At 49.8% G+C, this 16,490-nt stretch carries 17 protein-coding genes; 13 read left to right on the top strand and 4 right to left on the bottom strand.

What is annotated here, in order from left to right; translation table 11 throughout:
- Nucleotides 1–22: 22 nt before the first annotated feature.
- The 8 genes from hflK to EYC62_09095 all read left to right on the top strand — a co-directional run bounded on the left by hflK (nt 23) and on the right by EYC62_09095 (nt 7,630).
- Nucleotides 23–1,186, top strand: a complete 1,164-nt coding sequence (gene hflK, locus EYC62_09130) for an FtsH protease activity modulator HflK (GenBank protein TAH32419.1) — start codon at nt 23–25, stop codon at nt 1,184–1,186.
- Entirely contained in the window at nt 1,186–2,043 is an 858-nt protein-coding gene (hflC, locus tag EYC62_09125; protein ID TAH32418.1) for a protease modulator HflC, read from the top strand. The genes hflK and hflC overlap by 1 nt, the downstream gene beginning before the upstream one ends.
- Before the next feature lies 1 nt (nt 2,044).
- Complete coding sequence (locus EYC62_09120; protein TAH32417.1) at nt 2,045–2,239, top strand: DUF2065 domain-containing protein; 195 nt, start codon at nt 2,045–2,047, stop codon at nt 2,237–2,239.
- A gap of 84 nt (nt 2,240–2,323) precedes the next feature.
- Nucleotides 2,324–3,850 carry a Do family serine endopeptidase gene (locus tag EYC62_09115; protein ID TAH32416.1) on the top strand — a complete coding sequence of 509 codons (1,527 nt, stop codon included), beginning with the start codon at nt 2,324–2,326 and terminating at the stop codon, nt 3,848–3,850.
- Nucleotides 3,851–4,214: 364 nt separating this feature from the next.
- Nucleotides 4,215–5,156: a tRNA (adenosine(37)-N6)-dimethylallyltransferase MiaA gene (miaA, locus tag EYC62_09110; protein ID TAH32431.1), complete on the top strand. Its 942-nt coding sequence runs from the start codon at nt 4,215–4,217 to the stop codon at nt 5,154–5,156.
- Nucleotides 5,153–5,923, top strand: coding sequence for a DUF2520 domain-containing protein (locus tag EYC62_09105; GenBank protein TAH32415.1), 771 nt, complete (start codon nt 5,153–5,155; stop codon nt 5,921–5,923). Before miaA ends, EYC62_09105 begins: the two co-directional genes overlap by 4 nt.
- Before the next feature lie 229 nt (nt 5,924–6,152).
- A complete protein-coding gene (locus EYC62_09100) occupies nt 6,153–6,869 on the top strand; it encodes a rhodanese-related sulfurtransferase (protein TAH32414.1) in 717 nt (238 codons plus the stop codon).
- A gap of 11 nt (nt 6,870–6,880) precedes the next feature.
- Entirely contained in the window at nt 6,881–7,630 is a 750-nt protein-coding gene (locus tag EYC62_09095; GenBank protein TAH32413.1) for a hypothetical protein, read from the top strand.
- 206 nt (nt 7,631–7,836) lie between these two features.
- On the opposite strand, the gene EYC62_09090 is transcribed toward EYC62_09095, so the two are convergent.
- Both EYC62_09090 and EYC62_09085 read right to left on the bottom strand, forming a co-directional pair.
- A complete protein-coding gene (locus tag EYC62_09090; protein TAH32412.1) occupies nt 7,837–8,553 on the bottom strand; it encodes an orotate phosphoribosyltransferase in 717 nt (238 codons plus the stop codon).
- 38 nt (nt 8,554–8,591) lie between these two features.
- Nucleotides 8,592–9,986 carry a glutamate--tRNA ligase gene (locus EYC62_09085; GenBank protein TAH32411.1) on the bottom strand — a complete coding sequence of 465 codons (1,395 nt, stop codon included), beginning with the start codon at nt 9,984–9,986 and terminating at the stop codon, nt 8,592–8,594.
- An 82-nt stretch (nt 9,987–10,068) separates the two neighbouring features.
- Here EYC62_09085 and EYC62_09080 point away from each other — a divergent pair, with 82 nt between their 5' ends.
- Nucleotides 10,069–10,281 (top strand): hypothetical protein, encoded by a 213-nt coding sequence (locus EYC62_09080; GenBank protein TAH32410.1) that lies wholly within the window; start codon nt 10,069–10,071, stop codon nt 10,279–10,281.
- A gap of 83 nt (nt 10,282–10,364) precedes the next feature.
- Complete coding sequence (locus tag EYC62_09075) at nt 10,365–12,395, top strand: ComEC family competence protein (protein ID TAH32409.1); 2,031 nt, start codon at nt 10,365–10,367, stop codon at nt 12,393–12,395.
- 160 nt (nt 12,396–12,555) lie between these two features.
- On the opposite strand, the gene lexA is transcribed toward EYC62_09075, so the two are convergent.
- A complete protein-coding gene (lexA, locus tag EYC62_09070) occupies nt 12,556–13,209 on the bottom strand; it encodes a transcriptional repressor LexA (GenBank protein TAH32408.1) in 654 nt (217 codons plus the stop codon).
- Between the two features lie 23 nt (nt 13,210–13,232).
- Here lexA and EYC62_09065 point away from each other — a divergent pair, with 23 nt between their 5' ends.
- The 3 genes from EYC62_09065 to EYC62_09055 all read left to right on the top strand — a co-directional run bounded on the left by EYC62_09065 (nt 13,233) and on the right by EYC62_09055 (nt 15,912).
- Nucleotides 13,233–14,414 carry a divergent polysaccharide deacetylase family protein gene (locus EYC62_09065; GenBank protein TAH32407.1) on the top strand — a complete coding sequence of 394 codons (1,182 nt, stop codon included), beginning with the start codon at nt 13,233–13,235 and terminating at the stop codon, nt 14,412–14,414.
- 72 nt (nt 14,415–14,486) lie between these two features.
- Nucleotides 14,487–15,167, top strand: coding sequence for a hypothetical protein (locus EYC62_09060; protein TAH32406.1), 681 nt, complete (start codon nt 14,487–14,489; stop codon nt 15,165–15,167).
- A gap of 160 nt (nt 15,168–15,327) precedes the next feature.
- Nucleotides 15,328–15,912 (top strand): hypothetical protein, encoded by a 585-nt coding sequence (locus EYC62_09055; GenBank protein TAH32405.1) that lies wholly within the window; start codon nt 15,328–15,330, stop codon nt 15,910–15,912.
- Nucleotides 15,913–15,914: 2 nt separating this feature from the next.
- Here EYC62_09055 and EYC62_09050 read toward each other — a convergent pair whose 3' ends face one another.
- Nucleotides 15,915–16,442: a hypothetical protein gene (locus tag EYC62_09050; GenBank protein ID TAH32404.1), complete on the bottom strand. Its 528-nt coding sequence runs from the start codon at nt 16,440–16,442 to the stop codon at nt 15,915–15,917.
- Nucleotides 16,443–16,490 lie beyond the last annotated feature (48 nt).

Here is a 16,490-nt window from a genome sequence, read left to right as displayed (position 1 = left end):
ATTATCCAGGGTTATTCCAACCATGTTTTCCATGTTAAAGCCAAAACCGACGATCCATCAAGTTAACCCCTGGGGAGATCCGCCACCCGGCGATAATAATAAAGGTTCGTCGAGCGGTTGGGGGCGCAAGGAATCATCGCGTGGCAATAAACCAGGCGGCGGAAACAATGGCGGCGGTCTGCCTCCGGATTTTGAAGATATGTTCCGCAAGGCGATGCCGCCGGTTGATGGCAAAAAATTATGGGGCATGATCGCGCTGGCTGTTTTTGCGCTGTGGATTCTGTCCGGCGTATATAGTGTTTCGGGCGGCGAAGAAGGCGTCGTGCTGCGTTTTGGCAAGTTCGACCGTAAAGTGGCGCCGGGATTGCATATGCATCTGCCGTTTCCGATCGAAACCGTGTTGAAACCCAATACCGGTATCGTCAATCAAATCGACGTGGGTGTCGGCTCGTCGGGCCAGTCGCGCCGTGAATTGGCCGGGACATCGCCTGCCGGGCAAATGTTGACCCAGGACCGGAACATTTTGAATATGCATTTCCGGATTATGTGGCGCATCGACGATCCGGTTAAATTCCTGTTTCAAATCCGCGATCCGCAGGCCACCATCCGCGCCGCCGGCGAAAGTATTATGCGCGAATTGGTCGGTCAGCGCACGTTTGACAATATCGTGCGCGGCGGCCGCGAGGAATTGGGGCTGAAAGCAAAAGAAATGTTGCAATCCATTCTGGACAGTTATGGTGCCGGCGTTTTGATTGTCGATGTGTTGCCGCAAAAAATTGACCCGCCAGCCGAAGTTATCGATGCGTTTAACGATGTGCAGCGCGCCGAACAGGATGCGGAACGCGAAATCAATCAGGCCGAAGCCTATCGCAGCGATATCGTTCCCCGCGCGCGGGGCGAAGCGGAGAAAATAAAACTCGATGCCGCCGCTTATAAAGAACAAGTGGTGCGCGAGGCGGAAGGCGAGGCACAAGGTTTTGTACAGGTTTATAACGCCTACAAGGCATCCAGCGATTTGACCGCAAAACGTCTTTATATTGAAACGATGCAAGAAATTTTGAAAAAATCCAGCAAAATTTATGTCGACGGTAAAGCGGTGGGCAATGTGGTTCCATTCTTGCCGTTGCAGGATTTGATGAAACGGCCAAACGTGCCGGGCAATAACCAACCGGCAGAGGTGCAATAATGAAAATTCATAAAGCTTTTTATTTGGTTATTGCTTTTGCGCTGTTTGTTTTGACAACCAACACGTTTTATATTGTCCCACAAACGGAACAAACCGTGGTGATGCAATTCGGCGCCTTGGTTCGCACCGAAAAAGATCCTGGTTTGCATATGAAATTGCCGTTCGTTCAGGATGTGATGTTTTTCGAAACCCGCATTTTGGATCTCGATCCCCCAGAAGCGCCGGTATTGTTAAGCGATCAACTGCGCATCAATATCGATTTGTATGCGCGTTATAAAATCGTCGATCCATTTAAATTCTATGTCTCTGCGCGCAATGAAGACGGGCTGAATAACCGGCTTGGCCCGACCTTGAACAATAAAATGCGCAACGAAATGGCGAAAATCACGGTTGCGGATTTATTGTCCGATAAACGCGATGACATCATGGCGGCGGTAAAAGAATCGATGAAGGCGGATGCCAAAAATTTCGGCATCGAAGTTATCGATATTCGTATCGGCAGATCCGAATTGCCGCCAGAGGTTAGCGCTTCAACCTTTGCCAGGATGAAAGCAGACCGCGAACAGCGTGCCAAGGAAGCGCGCGCGCAAGGCGCGGAAAAGGCGACGCAAATTCGTGCCTCGGCGGATAAGGAACGCACCGTATTGCTGGCCGACGCGAACAAGGAATCGCAAATTCTGCGCGGCGATGGAGATGCGTCGAAAACCAGAATTCTGGCCGATGCCTACAGCCGCGATCCAAAATTCTTTCAGCTTTATCGCACGCTTCAGGCGTACCGGGAATCGATGACGAATGGCGATAACACCATGGTCTTGTCGCCCGAAAGCGATTTTATGAAATATCTGAAGAATTATTAATATGGAAGGATTCGGGCATTATCTGCTGGCTGGATTTGGCATGATGTTGGTCATCGAAGGCCTGATTTATGCCATTTTTCCGGCGCAGGCTAAAGCTTTGTTAGAAGCGATTCGGGATATCGGGCCCGATCAAATCCGCTTGTTTGGAACCATTGTGGCGGCTTTTGGCGTGGCCTTGGTCTATGCCTTGAAATAGCAAAAATAATCCCCAAATAGCCTTCCATAATTTTGCCACAAGATTTGTCTTAAAATGACCCAAATATTTTAACGGAGTATGTCAATGTTTGACCCAATCAAGAAAATCAGAAAAACTTTCAACATTTTTGTTTTCCTTGTTATCGCTGCAATCGCGATGCCTTCATTCGCGGCGGAACCTTTGCGGGCTCCGACTGGCGCGGCCGATATGGTGGTTATGCCAAGCTTTGCCAGCCTGGCCGACAAGCTGTTGCCGGCGGTGGTAAACGTATCCACCACTCAGATTGTAAAAGAAAATCGCAGGACAATGCCGGATTTACCGCAATTCCCGCCGGGATCTCCGTTCGAGGAGTTTTTTAAAGATTTCTTTGACCAGCAAATGCAAGGTATGGATGGCGGCCGCGCTGTGCCGCAAAAATCCACCGCGCTTGGTTCCGGTTTCATTATCGATCCCAGCGGCTATATCGTGACCAATAATCACGTGATTGACGACGCCGATGAAATTACCGTTATCTTGCACGATAATTCCGAACTGAAGGCCGAAATTGTCGGCCGCGACAAGAAAATGGATTTGGCTTTGTTAAAAGTCAAAACCGATAAGAAACTTCCCTATGTTTCCTGGGGCGATTCCGATTCCGCGCGGGTGGGCGAGTGGGTGCTTGCCATCGGCAATCCATTCGGTCTTGGCGGCACCATTACCGCCGGTATCATTTCCGCGCGAGCGCGGGATATCAACGCCGGACCTTATGATGACTTTATTCAAACCGATGCGTCGATCAATCGCGGCAATTCGGGCGGCCCGATGTTCAATACCAAAGGCGAAGTGGTTGGCATTAACACCGCCATTTTCTCGCCCTCGGGCGGCAGCATCGGTATCGGTTTCGCGATACCATCGAATTCCGCCAAACCGGTTATCGAACAATTGCAGAAATTCGGCCATGCCAAACGCGGCTGGCTTGGCGTGCGTATCCAAGGCGTAACGCCGGAAATCGCCGAAAACTTTAATTTGAAAGGCGGCGCGCGTGGCGCATTGGTTGCGGGTATTTCCCCCAACAGCCCGGCTACTGGCAAATTGGAAGTCGGCGATATTATCACCGGTTTTAACGGCAAGGAAATCGACGAGATGAAAAAATTGCCGCGCATCGTTGCCGACACCGATATCGGCCAGGACGTCAATGTCACTTTCTGGCGCAAAGGCCGCGAGCAGACCGCGCGCATTAAGATCGCGCAATTGAACGAGGACGAGGAAAAGGATCTGGTTCCGGCCAGCGGCAAAAAGCCGGTTGAAAAACCGGTCGCGAAATCCCGGGTGATTGGCTTGTCCTTGTCGCCAATTACTCAGGCCTTGCGCCAACGGTTTGAAATTCCCGCCGATGTAAAATCTGGCGCGGTGATTATCGGACTTGATGGAACATCAAACGCCGCGGAGCAGGGTATCCGCGCGGGCGATGTGATCGTGCAGGTGGCGCAGGAAGATATTTCCTCGCCAGACGAAGCGATCGCCAAAATTGAAAAAGCAAAAAAAGACAAACGCAATTCGGTATTGTTGCTGTTGAACAGGGCCGGGGATGTGCGCTTTGTCGCTCTTAAATTAGAGGATCCGAATAACTAGTAGCTCCCCTGTAACCTTGAAAAGCCGGGATTATTCCCGGCTTTTTTGTTTTTATCTATCGCCCATTTTCACGGCAGAATTTTCTTGCGGCGGCGGTAGATGCCGCTTTTTTGAATTGGCCATTCATGTGGCTTAAATGGCCGCCAATCGCATGGGCAATTTCGCGTCTTGCGCTTTATAGCGTCGCGGCGCTTGCGGCTCTTCTTTGTGCCGCCTGTCTTAACGCATATCTGGTTGGTTTCACAGGTGTAACCAAAGGTCCTTTTGGGGTTGGTTGCGTTTTCAGCTTCATGGAACAATCCTCCCTGTTATGGATAAAAGAATAAGGTTCAAAAACACGATGACAAATGATAGTTTCGTGACAATGGCAAATCAGGGCACTTATCCACATACAATTGTAATCGGCGGACCGACTTCCAGCGGGAAATCGGCCTTGGCCTTGGCATTGGCGCGGCGGGTGGGGGGCGTACTGATTAACGCCGATTCGATGCAATTGTATCGGGAAATTCCAATTTTATCCGGTCAGCCCGATACGGCGGAACAAAAAATGGCGCCGCACGAATTATATGGCGTAATGTCCATTGCCGCGCAATCCAGCGCCGCATCGTGGCAAAAACTGGCTTCTGCCAAAATTGCGGATGTCCTGGCGCAAGGCAAGTTGCCGATTCTGGTGGGCGGGACTGGATTATATTTCCGCGCGTTGATGGATGGGCTATCGGATATTCCCGATGTCGATGCGGCCACCCGCGCCAAAGTACAGGAAATTTTGGATTCGGATGGGGTCGAAGGGTTGCGCCGCGAATTATTATCCCGCGATCCAGTGATGGCGGCGCGATTGAAACCGAATGATAAACAACGCACCGCGCGGGCATTGGAAGTTATTATGCAGACCGGACAATCGCTGGCCAATTTTCAAGGCAACCGCGCCGGGCAAAATGAAATGCGGTACACGCTGATTACGTTGTTGCCTCCGCGCGCGGAAATTTATGCACGGTGCGAGACGCGGTTCGATGCGATGCTGAAATCCGGCGCGCTGGATGAAGTAAAAGCCATCGAGGCTATGCCCAGTTTACCGAACAATACCGCGCTAAAAGCCAAAGGAATTCCAGAGCTGCGCGCGTTTTTGCGCGGCGAAATGGCGCGGGATGAAGCGGTGGCCATGGCGAAAACCAAAACCCGTCAATATGCCAAACGGCAATATACCTGGTTCCGTAACCAGATGAATCCGGATATAATGATCGATATGGTTATTCACAGTGGCAATGCAGATCAATATGCGGCGGATATTGGGCAAAAAATAAAATGAAATCAAAAAAACAAATCGTCATTATCGGTAATGGTAAATTAGGCGGCGTATTGCGGACTGCGCTGCATAAAGCGGGATTTAATGTGCGCGCTTTTGGGCGTGGGCAGAAACCGGATGTAGGTGATGCCGATATCGTTTTCATTGCCACCCAAGATCAAAATATTGCAAAAACGGCGAAATCGCTGGCGCGGCTGGAATGGAAAAAAGGCGCGGTCGCGGTGCATTGCAGCGGCAGCGAGAATAGCGATTTATTATCGCCGCTGCGCCGTAAGGGCGTGTTCACCGCGAGTTGCCATCCGCTGCAAAGTTTTCCAAATTTGAAATCGGGTTTACGCGCCTTGCCGGGAACTTATTGGTTTTGCGAGGGGCGGGGCAGGGCGCTGGCCACGATGAAGCCGATTATCCAAAAATTGCGCGGGAAAATGGTGACCGTAAAACCGGATCAAAAGAATGCTTATCATGGCGCGGTGTGCATGGCTGCAAATTACCTGACAACATTGGTTGGGGCGTCGGGCGATATTGCCGCGCAAATCGGCTTGCGCGAATCGGAATTCCGGGCGGCTTTGGCGCCGATTTTGCATGCCACCTTGCGCAATACCATTGCGATTGGCCCACGCGCTGCCCTAACTGGCCCGATTCAGCGTGGCGATGGCGTAACGGTTCAAAAACATCAACGCGCCATCAAAAAATTACGCAATAATTCCAGGGATTTGCTGGGCGTTTATAATGCGCTTTATAAATATACCAAAGTGATGATTGACAATTAAATAATTACCCTCCCCTTGAGGGAGGGTCAAAATTTGCAACGCAAATTTTGGGGTGGGGATTTCAGTCTATCTAATTAAGATTGTCTATAATATCAACCACCGCATCCCCACCCCAAACCCGCTTCGCGGCTTTGACCCTCCCGCAAGGGGAGGGTAGAATCAGACAATATCCCCTTTACAGGCGTGAAAAAATTAAATAAACAATGTCTTATAAGATATTGGAATTAATATGTTATCGGTAGTTACATTTTATAAATTCGTCGCTTTGCCGCGATGCCGCGAGATGTTGGATCCCATTCGCCTGGTGTGCGAAGAAAATGGCGTGCGCGGTATTATTTTGCTGGCGGAGGAAGGCATTAACGCGACTATCGCCGGGCCAGAAGATGGCATCGCCAACGCGCTAGATTACATCAAATCCCATCCCGAATTGGCGGATTTAACCTGGAAAACATCCGCCGCCGCTACCATGCCGTTTGGCCGGTTGAAAATCCGGGTGAAACCGGAAATTGTAACTATGAAACAACCCGTGGATCCAAGCAATTTGGTGGGCAATTACGTCGCACCGAAGGATTGGAACGACTTGATCAGCCGCGAGGATGTGATTTTGGTCGACACGCGCAATGATTATGAATACGCCGCCGGAACGTTCAAGGGGGCGATTGATCCTAAAACGACCAGTTTCGGCCAGTTTCCAGCCTATGTCGAAGCGCACTTGGCCGATAAAAAAGACCGGCCGATCGCCATGTTTTGCACCGGCGGGATAAGATGCGAGAAAGCGACTTCTTTTTTGCTGCAACAAGGCTTCAAAGAAGTCTATCATCTGCAAGGCGGAATCTTAAAATATCTCGAGGATGTTCCCGCCGACCAAAGCCTTTGGCAAGGGGAATGTTTTGTGTTCGACGAACGCGAGGCATTGACCCACGGTCTAATCAATAAAAAGAAATAGGGAGAAGTTTTATGGCGCGTAATCGCAGAAAGGGCAAAAAGAAATCCTTGCTGACCGTGCTGGTTATTCTGGCGGTCATTGTGTTGGCGGTCAATGTCGGCAAAAACTGGATCGTCAAAACCATGATCGAACGGGTGGCCACCAATAATTTAAAAGTGCCGGTGCATATTGGCGGTTTGAATTTAACCTTGACCAGCGGACAGATCGCGATCCGCAGTTTGACCATCGGCAATCCGACCGGATTTAACAGCCCGCATTTGCTGCATTTGACCGAAGGTGAAGCGCATTTCGACATTCACAGTTTGATGGAACCGGTATTGGTGGTGGATCGCATTGCCTTGAACGGACTAAGCGTTTATTACGAGGTGAATGAAAATGGCAATAACGTTGACAATGTAGTGAAAGTTATTTCGCCGCCACCGGCAAAAGAAAGTAAAGTTAGCGGCAAGACCAAGCCGCCGCGCGAGCTGATTATCCGCAATCTGGACATTACCGATATCGCGGCAACGCCGATGTTCAATTTCGCCGGGCAAACCGCATCGCAACGGATTCAGATCGCCGATATTCATTTGCGCGATATTGGCCGTGAAGGCAAGACTGTCACCGTGGCGGAAGCCAGTGAGATCGTGATGAACAGCCTGTCCAAAAACCTGGATGCCAAATTGCCCAGCAACCTGATCGAAAAGGGCCTGAAAAGCATCAGTAAAGGCACCGTCAAAAAAGGGTTTGAGGATATTAAAAAAGGCATTTTCGGGAATTAGAAATCAGTCGTTAGGTATTAACATATCGCCCTCCCCCTTGTGGGGAGGGTAGAAAATCTTAGTAAACGCTAGTTTACTTAGATTTTCTTGGTGGGGGTAAATCTCTATCACCGCATACCCCCACCCAAGTTATTCTAAGGCGCTATCGCGCCTAAGAATAACTATCCCTCCCCACAAGGGGGAGGGAGAAAAATGCTGATTCAAATTTACAACTTGCTCGCCATTACCGACGACAGTTTTGCGGTTTCGATACTGGCGCCGCCATGGGATTCGGACCATTTGGCGGGATCTTTCAAAAATTCGCGTACCTTGGCGATAGTGATATCATCGAAATATTTTCCCGCGCTTGCCGCTTCTAGAATATGTTCCCAAGTGCATAAATAATGCATGTTCACATTCGCACTTTCCAATTGGCCGGTGGATGGGAACACGCCGTAATAAAATACAACCACACAATCGGTCACAACGGTGCCGCCATCGCGCAATGCGTTGACGAACGCCACTTTGCTGGCACCGTCAGTGGCCAAATCTTCGACCAATAAAATCTTTTGGCCTTCTTTGAAATCGCCTTCGATCTGCGCGCCGCGGCCGAAACCTTTCGGCTTTTTGCGCACATACAGCATCGGCATATCCATTTTTTCAGCCAGCCAGGCGCTGTATGGAATGCCGGCGGTTTCACCGCCCGCTACCGCATCGATTTTATTTTTGCCGATTTTATTCGCGACTTCGGCCATGTAACCGATGATGGTCTGACGCACTTTTGGAAATGAAATCACTTTGCGGCAATCGATATATGTCGGCGAAGCCCAGCCCGATGTCAGCGTATAAGGTTGATCGGGGCGCAGATTGACCGCTTTGATATCCAGTAAACATTTTGCAACGGCAAGACCGGCTTCGTTTGTATGGGGGTGTAAATGCGTCATAATAATTTCCCTAAATGAGCAATAATGTTATCCTTGGTCTAAGCGGCTTGCAAGCGTTTTTGCACTTCTTCGCGGCCCAGTACTTCCATCACTTCGAACAAGGCCGGGCTTTGCAACGTACCGGTCAGCGCGGCGCGCAGGGCGGGGCCTAAATCGCCTAGTTTCAGATTGTTGGTTTTTAGATAATCTTTGATGGCGAGTTCGATGGTGGTCACCGACCAATCGTTCAACGATTGCAAAATGCCCAACACCGCTTGTAATTTCGGTTTGGTATTGTCGTTAATGGCGGCGCGGGCGGGTTCATCCATCGGCAATGGCAATGGGCGCACATAAAACAGGGCAGCCTTGGCCAATTCTAAAATCGTTTTAGCGCGGGGTTTTAATCCCTTCATGCCTTTTAACAAGCGCGCTTTTTGAAAATCGTTCAATGGCGTGCCCAATTCCGATTCGATGTGAGGGATAGTCAGATTTAATAAACGCTGATCGTCTGCGGCCTGGATATAATGCGCGTTGACCGAATTCAATTTATCGAAATCGAGCCGCGACGGCGCCTGGCCAATACCGGACAGTGAAAATATCTTTTGCGCTTCTGCCATTGACACAATTTCCGTATCGCCATGGCCCCAGCCCAAACGCAGCAGATAATTGCGCATCGCTTCGGGCAGGTAACCCATATCGCGGTACGCTTCTACTCCCAACGCGCCATGGCGCTTCGATAATTTTGCGCCATCGGGTCCATGAATCAAGGGGATATGCGAAAAAGACGGCACTTTCCAATCCATCGCTTTGTAAATCTGATATTGGCGAAAGGCGTTGTTTAAATGATCGTCACCACGAATTACGTGAGTAATATTCATATCATGATCGTCCACAACCACCGCCAAATTATAAGTCGGCGTGCCATCGGATCGCAGTAAAATCATATCGTCCAACTGTTCGTTCGATACGGTAACCTCACCCTGTACTTCGTCATGAATAGTATTAGTACCGGTCTGCGGTGCCTTTAATCTTATCACCGGTTTCACACCTGCGGGAGCATCCTTGGGATCGCGATTTCTCCAAGTGCCATCGTAACGCGGCTGGCGGCCTTCGGCTTGGGCTTTGGCGCGCATTTCTTCCAATTCTTCGGGGCTGCAATAACAATAATAGGCGTTACCCTTGGCTAGCATTTCACGCGCGACTTCGGCATGGCGGGATGATCTTGCCATCTGGTAAACCACTTCGCCATCCCAATCCAATTCGAGCCAGTTCATGCTTTTAAAAATGGCATCGACCGCTTGGGGCGTGGAGCGTTCTTGATCGGTATCTTCGATGCGCAATAAAAACTTACCGCCTTTACCGCGAGCGAACAGCCAATTGAACAAGGCAGTACGGGCGCTACCGATATGCAAAAATCCGGTGGGCGATGGGGCGAAACGGGTAACGATGGTCATAGAATTGGGCTTCCTTAGCGCGTTATAAATTCCACTTCGCTTATAGACCAAAAGCGTGCTTTAATAAAGATGGAGTTTTAGAATGAGAATCGTTTTACAAAAAGAAATTACCCTCCCCTTGAGGGAGGGTCAAAAATGCGGCAGCATTTTTGGGGTGGGGACTTCAGCCTATCCAATCAACAGGATTTATAATATTTACCACCGCATCCCCACCCCAAACCCGCCTATGTTTGCGCAAGCCGCCACACCAACCCTTGCTCACGGCGGCTTTGACCCTCCCTCAAGGGGAGGGTAACATTAATTTGGCTCAACTGCGTGACCGTTTTTCAAAAAATATATCATTACTTTTCCGCCCAGTTCACCGCCGAACAGGCGAGGATGTTTTACTGGCTTCCGGTTTTATTGGGGGCTGGCATTGCGACCTATTTCCTGCTGCCGGTCGAGCCGTCTATCTTTATCGCCGGGTTTTTGCTGGTTATCAGCATGGGCGGGTTTGTGATCGCCAACCGTATGTCCGGCAACAAAGTCTGGCTGGAGGCGGTCTTTATCGCCGCTACGATGCTGGCGCTGGGCCTGTTCGTAGCGCAATGGCGTACCCAAAGCCTTGCCACGCGATTGCTATCCCAGGAAATCGGCCCGGTGAGTATCGAGGGCACGGTGCGGTCGATCGACCGGGCGGAAGAAAGTGGGCGGATAGTTTTGAGCGATTTATGGTTCGATGTGCAATTCGATGCCCGGAAAAGTTACCACCCTATATTGCCGCAACAAATCAGATTGAAACTGCGCACGGCGGGCGAGGTGCAGGTAGGCGATCGCGTTAAAGTTCTGGCGATGGTATCCCCGCCAAACGGGCCGACAACGCCAGGCGGGTATGATTTTGCTCGGCAATTATATTTTGACGGTATTGGCGGCGTTGGATTCGCCATGGGGAATGTGGAGATTCTACGGCGGAACGAGGCTGGCGGTTTCATGATGTGGGTCGAGGCCTTGCGTGACAACATTATTCAGGATGTGTATCGGTATTTGGATGGCGATACCGCGGCGGTAACGGCGGCCTTGATCACATCGGAACAAAGCGGCGTTTCGATGGATGCGATGCAGGATTTGCGGCAATCGGGATTGCAACATATTTTATCGGTATCGGGACTGCATTTAACCCTATTTGGTGGATTCGTATTTTTTCTGTTGCGGTTCTTATTACTATGGATTCCGGGGTTTTCGGTCTGGGCTAAAAAAATAGCGGCATTGGCGGCGCTCGCGGGCGCCTTTATCTATTTATTGATTTCCGGTTTTGATGTGCCGACCCAACGCGCTTTTGTAATGATCGCGATTGTGTTTTTAGCCGTATTGCTGGACCGCGAGGCGCTATCGATGCGCTTGGTAGCAGTGGCGGCGATGATTATTTTATTGCTGCGCCCCGAAAGCGTAATGCATGTTAGTTTTCAATTATCGTTCGCAGCGGTGGTGGCGTTGATTGCTGCCTATGAAACTTGGCAACGGCAACATCGCGCGCCGCGCGCCTGGTATATCAAAGTCGCGGAATATTTCGTGTTATCGGCGATGACTTCTTTTATCGCCAGCCTCGCAACCGCGCCGCTGATTGCCTATCATTTTCATCAACTGACCTTTCAAGGAATTTTGGCGAATACGCTTGCAGGGCCATTAGTAACATTTTGGATTATGCCGCTTGTCGTTATCGTATTGCTCGCCATGCCGTTAGGCTTGGAATATGGGCCGTTGCAATTGATGGGCATGGGCGTTGATGGATTATTGAATATCGCCAAAACCATTGCGCAAATGCCGGGATCGCAAATTATTATTCCGGCAATCACCGCGGCCAGCGTTTTGTGGATGGTATTTGGCGGATTATGGTTGATGTTATGGCTGCGGCCTTGGCGTTATTTTGGACTTATTCCGATTGCCATCGGCCTTATACTAGCCTGGCATATTGTGTTGCCGGATGTAATGGTGGCGGATGATGCGGAATTATTGGCGGTGCGGACCGAGCAGGGGTTGCTGGCGCTATCGAATGTAAAACGGGAAAAATTCATCGCCCAGATTTGGAATAAATATTACGGCCAGGCGGACAGTTTGGATTGGCGCGATGAAAGCCTGTGGCAAGGCGGCAATCGGCAAGTGCGTTGCGACGCGTTGGCTTGTATTTACAATATTGGCGAGCGGCGCGTCAGTTTTGTTCGAAAGCCGGCAGCCTTTGTTGAAGATTGCGGACAAGTGGATGTGATTGTCACGGCAATGTATGCGCCACGCAATTGCGGCGCGAAAATTATTATGGACCGCGCCTATTTCAAGGAAAATGGCGTAACCAGTTTGTCGTTACAAAATGGGCAGTGGTATGCAGAGCCTGTTGATGCGGCATCGCGTGGCCGCCCATGGCGCCCTCAAAAATAGTTGCCCTCCCCTTGAGGGAGGGCACAAAATTTCGTCAGAAATTTTGGGGTGGGGATTTTGTCTAACAATTAAAAGCAAACTTAATATCAATACTATGTCCCCACCCCAAAGTTGCTATTGCAACTTTGACCCTCCCTCAAGGGGAGGGTAGCCAATGATATTAGTATCGGCGTAACAAGCCCTTCAACACGCCCTGAACCTTAACTTGTTTGCTGTGATAAGTCTGGGTTTTGTGCGCATCGTTCGCCGGGATCAGATCGATCATATCGTTTTTACGGCGCTGCAAGGTTTTTAAGGTGACATCTTCTTCGTCCACCAACGCTACTACGATCTGACCATTTTCGGCGGTATGCACATATTGAATGATGGCGATATCGCCGTCATAAATGCCTTCGTCGATCATCGAATCGCCTTCGACCATCAGCGCGTAATGTTGGCCACGGCCCAGCAGGGATGGCGGTACGTCAATATTGCTATTGGCGTTTTCAATCGCTTCGATTGGATTGCCGGCGGCAATTTTACCCAGCAATGGCACTTGCACCAAACTGGCATAAGCGGCGAGCACATTTTTCTTTTTCGATTTATCTTCTTTTTGGTCGGCCATCGGCAATTTGACGACTTCGAGGGCGCGGGCGCGGTTGGGCAGGCGGCGTAAAAATCCGCGTTCTTCCAGCGCCATGATCAAACGATGCACGCCGGATTTGGAGCGCAACTTGATCGCCTTCATCATTTCTTCGAACGATGGGCATACGCCGTTTTCTTTTATATAATCGTCGATATACACCAATAACGAGTGTTGTTTTGAAGTTAACATGAAACACCTCTCTTGTCCGCGGTATGGCGCCGGGATTGCACCCTGGGGAAGGGCATAGTAATTTAAAAATCCATCATGTCCGGTATCGAACAAAACCGGTACATTTATGTTCTACTTTAGTTCTAACATTTCGTCAATACAGGATAATCATGACCGGCAAAAGAAATCCTTGGAAGATTGTTTTACGCATCATAATCGGGATTTTCTTTGTTTATGGCTTGGCGGTGGCGGTGGGCGTGTCGGTCGGATATTTTGTCGCCAAAGATCACACCGCGCAGCAAGTTACATCGATATTAGTGCCGCAACAACAAGTCACGGCCCCCGAAACGCATGTCGAACCAGCGTCCGCACCGCATATGGAAACGCCGCAAACGCCATCGGAACATGCCGCACCTATAACGCCGCCGTTGACAACGCCAACCGAACCGCAACCCGCGCCAATATTGGCGGATAAACCATCCAAGGGATGGAAAGAAAATGCGATTATCCTGCCGCCTTATGCCTACCGCGATAAAAAACTGATTGCGATTATTTTTGACGATGCCGGCGTGAATGCGAATCGTACCAAAGAAATTATCGATGTGAAATCGCCGCTGACCATTTCATTCTTGCCATATGCCCCGAATTTACAACGCCAAGCCAATGCCGCGCGCGCGGCAGGGCACGAAGTCATGGCGCATGTGCCGATGGAAGCCGAAGATGTGGACGCGCATCCGGGGCCGAATGCGTTGATGACCGATATGACCGACGAAGAAATTCTGGCGAATTTGCATGAAAATCTGGACAAATGGGATTCTTATATTGGCATAAACAATCACATGGGCAGTTTTTTTACCGCTGACGCACATCGCATGGGCGTAGTGTTGGAAGAAATCAAAAAACGCGATCTGATTTTCGTCGATTCGATGACATCCGCAAAAAGCGTTGCCGGAAAAAAGGCGCAGGAGATGGGAATGTTAAGCGGCGCGCGCGATGTGTTTCTGGATGATGTGGATAACAGCGAAAAAATAAAAGAGGAATTTAAAAAACTGGAAAAAGCCGCCCGCAAGCAAGGCACCGCGATTGCCATCGGCCATCCTCGGCCTAACACTATTTCAGCGTTAAAAGAATGGTTGGTGGCCATAGAAAATAGTGAATATATGGTGGTGCCATTAAGTGTGGTTTTATTGGAACGGCAGAAAGCAGCCGAGGAAAAACATAATTAAAACCAGGAAAACTCTGGATTTTTGCCGCCCGTTCTGGGTAAGATCGTGTTATTATTAATAATCGATGGATTCATGAACACCGAAAATCCGGAAGCTAAAGATAAAATCAATTCATTGCTTCAGCTGTTTGCGCAGCTGGAGGATTTGCGCAGTTACGGCAAAACGCTGGATACGTTGCGCAGCCATCTGGATATGACCCGGCGTGCCGAAGAATATATTTTGGGTTTCCGGCAACGTTTGGCGGATATTTTTCAGGAACCCGATAAAGCTTTTCAGAAATTCGCAAGCTTGGCGATGAGTAATGGCGTCGATGCGGCGGCCGAAAATATGTCCAAGGATCCGGACGCCTATGGAACAATTAAGGGCTGGTCGTTCGGGCCGCTGAATAATCCGGCGCGATCCGGCATTTTAAAGCTCAGCCTGCCGGGGGCCGTGCGCACCGCCATCGAAGGTTTTACCGCGCATATGCAAACCGGCGGTGGCCCTTATAGCCGCGAGGATCTAAAACGCAAGGTGGATTCAATCAAATCCAAATTGGACGAAGCGGAAAAAGAGCACGGTTCTTCCGGGCAACGCATCGAGCTGGAATTGCAAATTGCGGAATTGGCCAAGGAAATTTCTTTCCGCGATTTGGCCGCGCTGCCTAAGGAACAATATCGTATCGTTGAAACTTTGCGCGATAAATACCGCAATTTGATCCAAACCAACGAAAACGATCCCGCCAAACGCATCGCGGCGAATAAGAAGAAATAATTATTACAGTATCATTTCCACTGGATTTTTATAGATCCTGTAACACAGCGTGAACAGTTAGCCATTCCAAGAATGGGTTTTATTAGAATCAGGGCCAAGCTTGACAACCTTTAAATATGTATTTATAAAGGATACATATAAATTCAATCGATGAGGATGTATGAGTGTAGCCGTTGCCCCGTCTTTGCCCTCGGTTGCGAAAGATGGATTGCCTGTATATTTACCCGCAGAATATTGTAGCAAGGTTGCGGCCTTGTCTATGAGTGATGCTTTGAAATTGGAGCTCAATGTGCCTAGATCAGTTACAAAAAAACTGATTCCCGCTTTAACGCATCCTTGCTCCAACGCCGTTCCACCAAAAACTTTGCGCGGTTTTACCACGTTGCAAGAACTGGCGAATTGGATTAATTGCGGCGAAGGTAGCGTGGATATACTAGCCCGCGATTACAAAGGTATAGGGCCGGCGGGAAAAGCATGTCTGCAAAATGTATTGAGCAGATTGGGATTGCTTTCTAATGTTCAGGTTATCGATGCTCATCAAACACGTCAAGGGTGGGAAGGAATACTAGATGTTAGCGGATTTGGCCCACCATCTGCTTTACTTTTAGAAGTGTCTACAGTAGTCCCTTCACATTGTACCACTACATTATGTTTGACTGATCAGAACAGCCCTCCGATATTAATGGAAATCACCAGCCCCGCTGGTACATTACGGTTAAGAGATTTTAGCCGCGTACCCCGATAGAATTATTTCTTTTTCAATGCCCGGCGCTGGGCGCGGTTGCCGCCGGCATTATCTGCGCCACTATTGCCACCACCAAATGCGCCTTGGCCCCGCGATTCTTCCTTAGCTGGGCCGGAAAATTGCATTTTCTGCGGTTGCTGGGCTGCGCTAAAATTCAATGTTTGCGCCATGGGTTGCTGGGTGGCGCTCATCGCTTGTTGGAATGCCTCGACCACGACGGGATTGATTTCCGCTTTGGCCAGAATCATGGTAACGGTTTCACGCATGCGGCCCAGCATTTCATGGAACAAATTGAACGCTTCGCGTTTATATTCCATCAATGGATCGCGCTGCGCATAGGCCGACAGGCGCACGCCATGACGCAAATGATCCAGCGACAATAAATGGTCTTTCCATGACATATCGAGCACCCGCAGCAACTGCGATTTTTCGACTTCCTGCCATAATGCGTCGCCGTACATAGCCTTTTTCGTGGCCATCTTGGTTTCGACTTCGCGGGTAATGCGCTCGCTGATATCTTCTTCGGTGATATGTTCTTCCTTGGCCCAGGATTAGACCGGCAGATCAAGGCCGAAAAT

Source organism: Alphaproteobacteria bacterium, assembly GCA_004295055.1.
Taxonomy (GTDB): domain Bacteria; phylum Pseudomonadota; class Alphaproteobacteria; order SHNJ01; family SHNJ01; genus SHNJ01.
Note: the sequence above shows the minus strand (reverse complement) of the source record. Positions and strands in the feature narration are given on the sequence as shown.

Coding starts and splice junctions, on each gene's coding strand:
- EYC62_09090 (TAH32412.1), bottom strand. CDS start 8,553: ATGACGCATTTACACCCCCATACAAACGAAGCCGGTCTTGCCGTTGCA.
- hflC (TAH32418.1), top strand. CDS start 1,186: ATGAAAATTCATAAAGCTTTTTATTTGGTTATTGCTTTTGCGCTGTTT.
- EYC62_09115 (TAH32416.1), top strand. CDS start 2,324: ATGTTTGACCCAATCAAGAAAATCAGAAAAACTTTCAACATTTTTGTT.
- EYC62_09100 (TAH32414.1), top strand. CDS start 6,153: ATGTTATCGGTAGTTACATTTTATAAATTCGTCGCTTTGCCGCGATGC.
- EYC62_09055 (TAH32405.1), top strand. CDS start 15,328: ATGAGTGTAGCCGTTGCCCCGTCTTTGCCCTCGGTTGCGAAAGATGGA.
- EYC62_09095 (TAH32413.1), top strand. CDS start 6,881: ATGGCGCGTAATCGCAGAAAGGGCAAAAAGAAATCCTTGCTGACCGTG.
- hflK (TAH32419.1), top strand. CDS start 23: ATGTTTTCCATGTTAAAGCCAAAACCGACGATCCATCAAGTTAACCCC.
- EYC62_09085 (TAH32411.1), bottom strand. CDS start 9,986: ATGACCATCGTTACCCGTTTCGCCCCATCGCCCACCGGATTTTTGCAT.
- EYC62_09065 (TAH32407.1), top strand. CDS start 13,233: ATGGCGCCGGGATTGCACCCTGGGGAAGGGCATAGTAATTTAAAAATC.
- EYC62_09120 (TAH32417.1), top strand. CDS start 2,045: ATGGAAGGATTCGGGCATTATCTGCTGGCTGGATTTGGCATGATGTTG.
- EYC62_09060 (TAH32406.1), top strand. CDS start 14,487: ATGAACACCGAAAATCCGGAAGCTAAAGATAAAATCAATTCATTGCTT.
- lexA (TAH32408.1), bottom strand. CDS start 13,209: ATGTTAACTTCAAAACAACACTCGTTATTGGTGTATATCGACGATTAT.
- miaA (TAH32431.1), top strand. CDS start 4,215: ATGGCAAATCAGGGCACTTATCCACATACAATTGTAATCGGCGGACCG.
- EYC62_09075 (TAH32409.1), top strand. CDS start 10,365: ATGTTTTACTGGCTTCCGGTTTTATTGGGGGCTGGCATTGCGACCTAT.
- EYC62_09080 (TAH32410.1), top strand. CDS start 10,069: ATGAGAATCGTTTTACAAAAAGAAATTACCCTCCCCTTGAGGGAGGGT.
- EYC62_09105 (TAH32415.1), top strand. CDS start 5,153: ATGAAATCAAAAAAACAAATCGTCATTATCGGTAATGGTAAATTAGGC.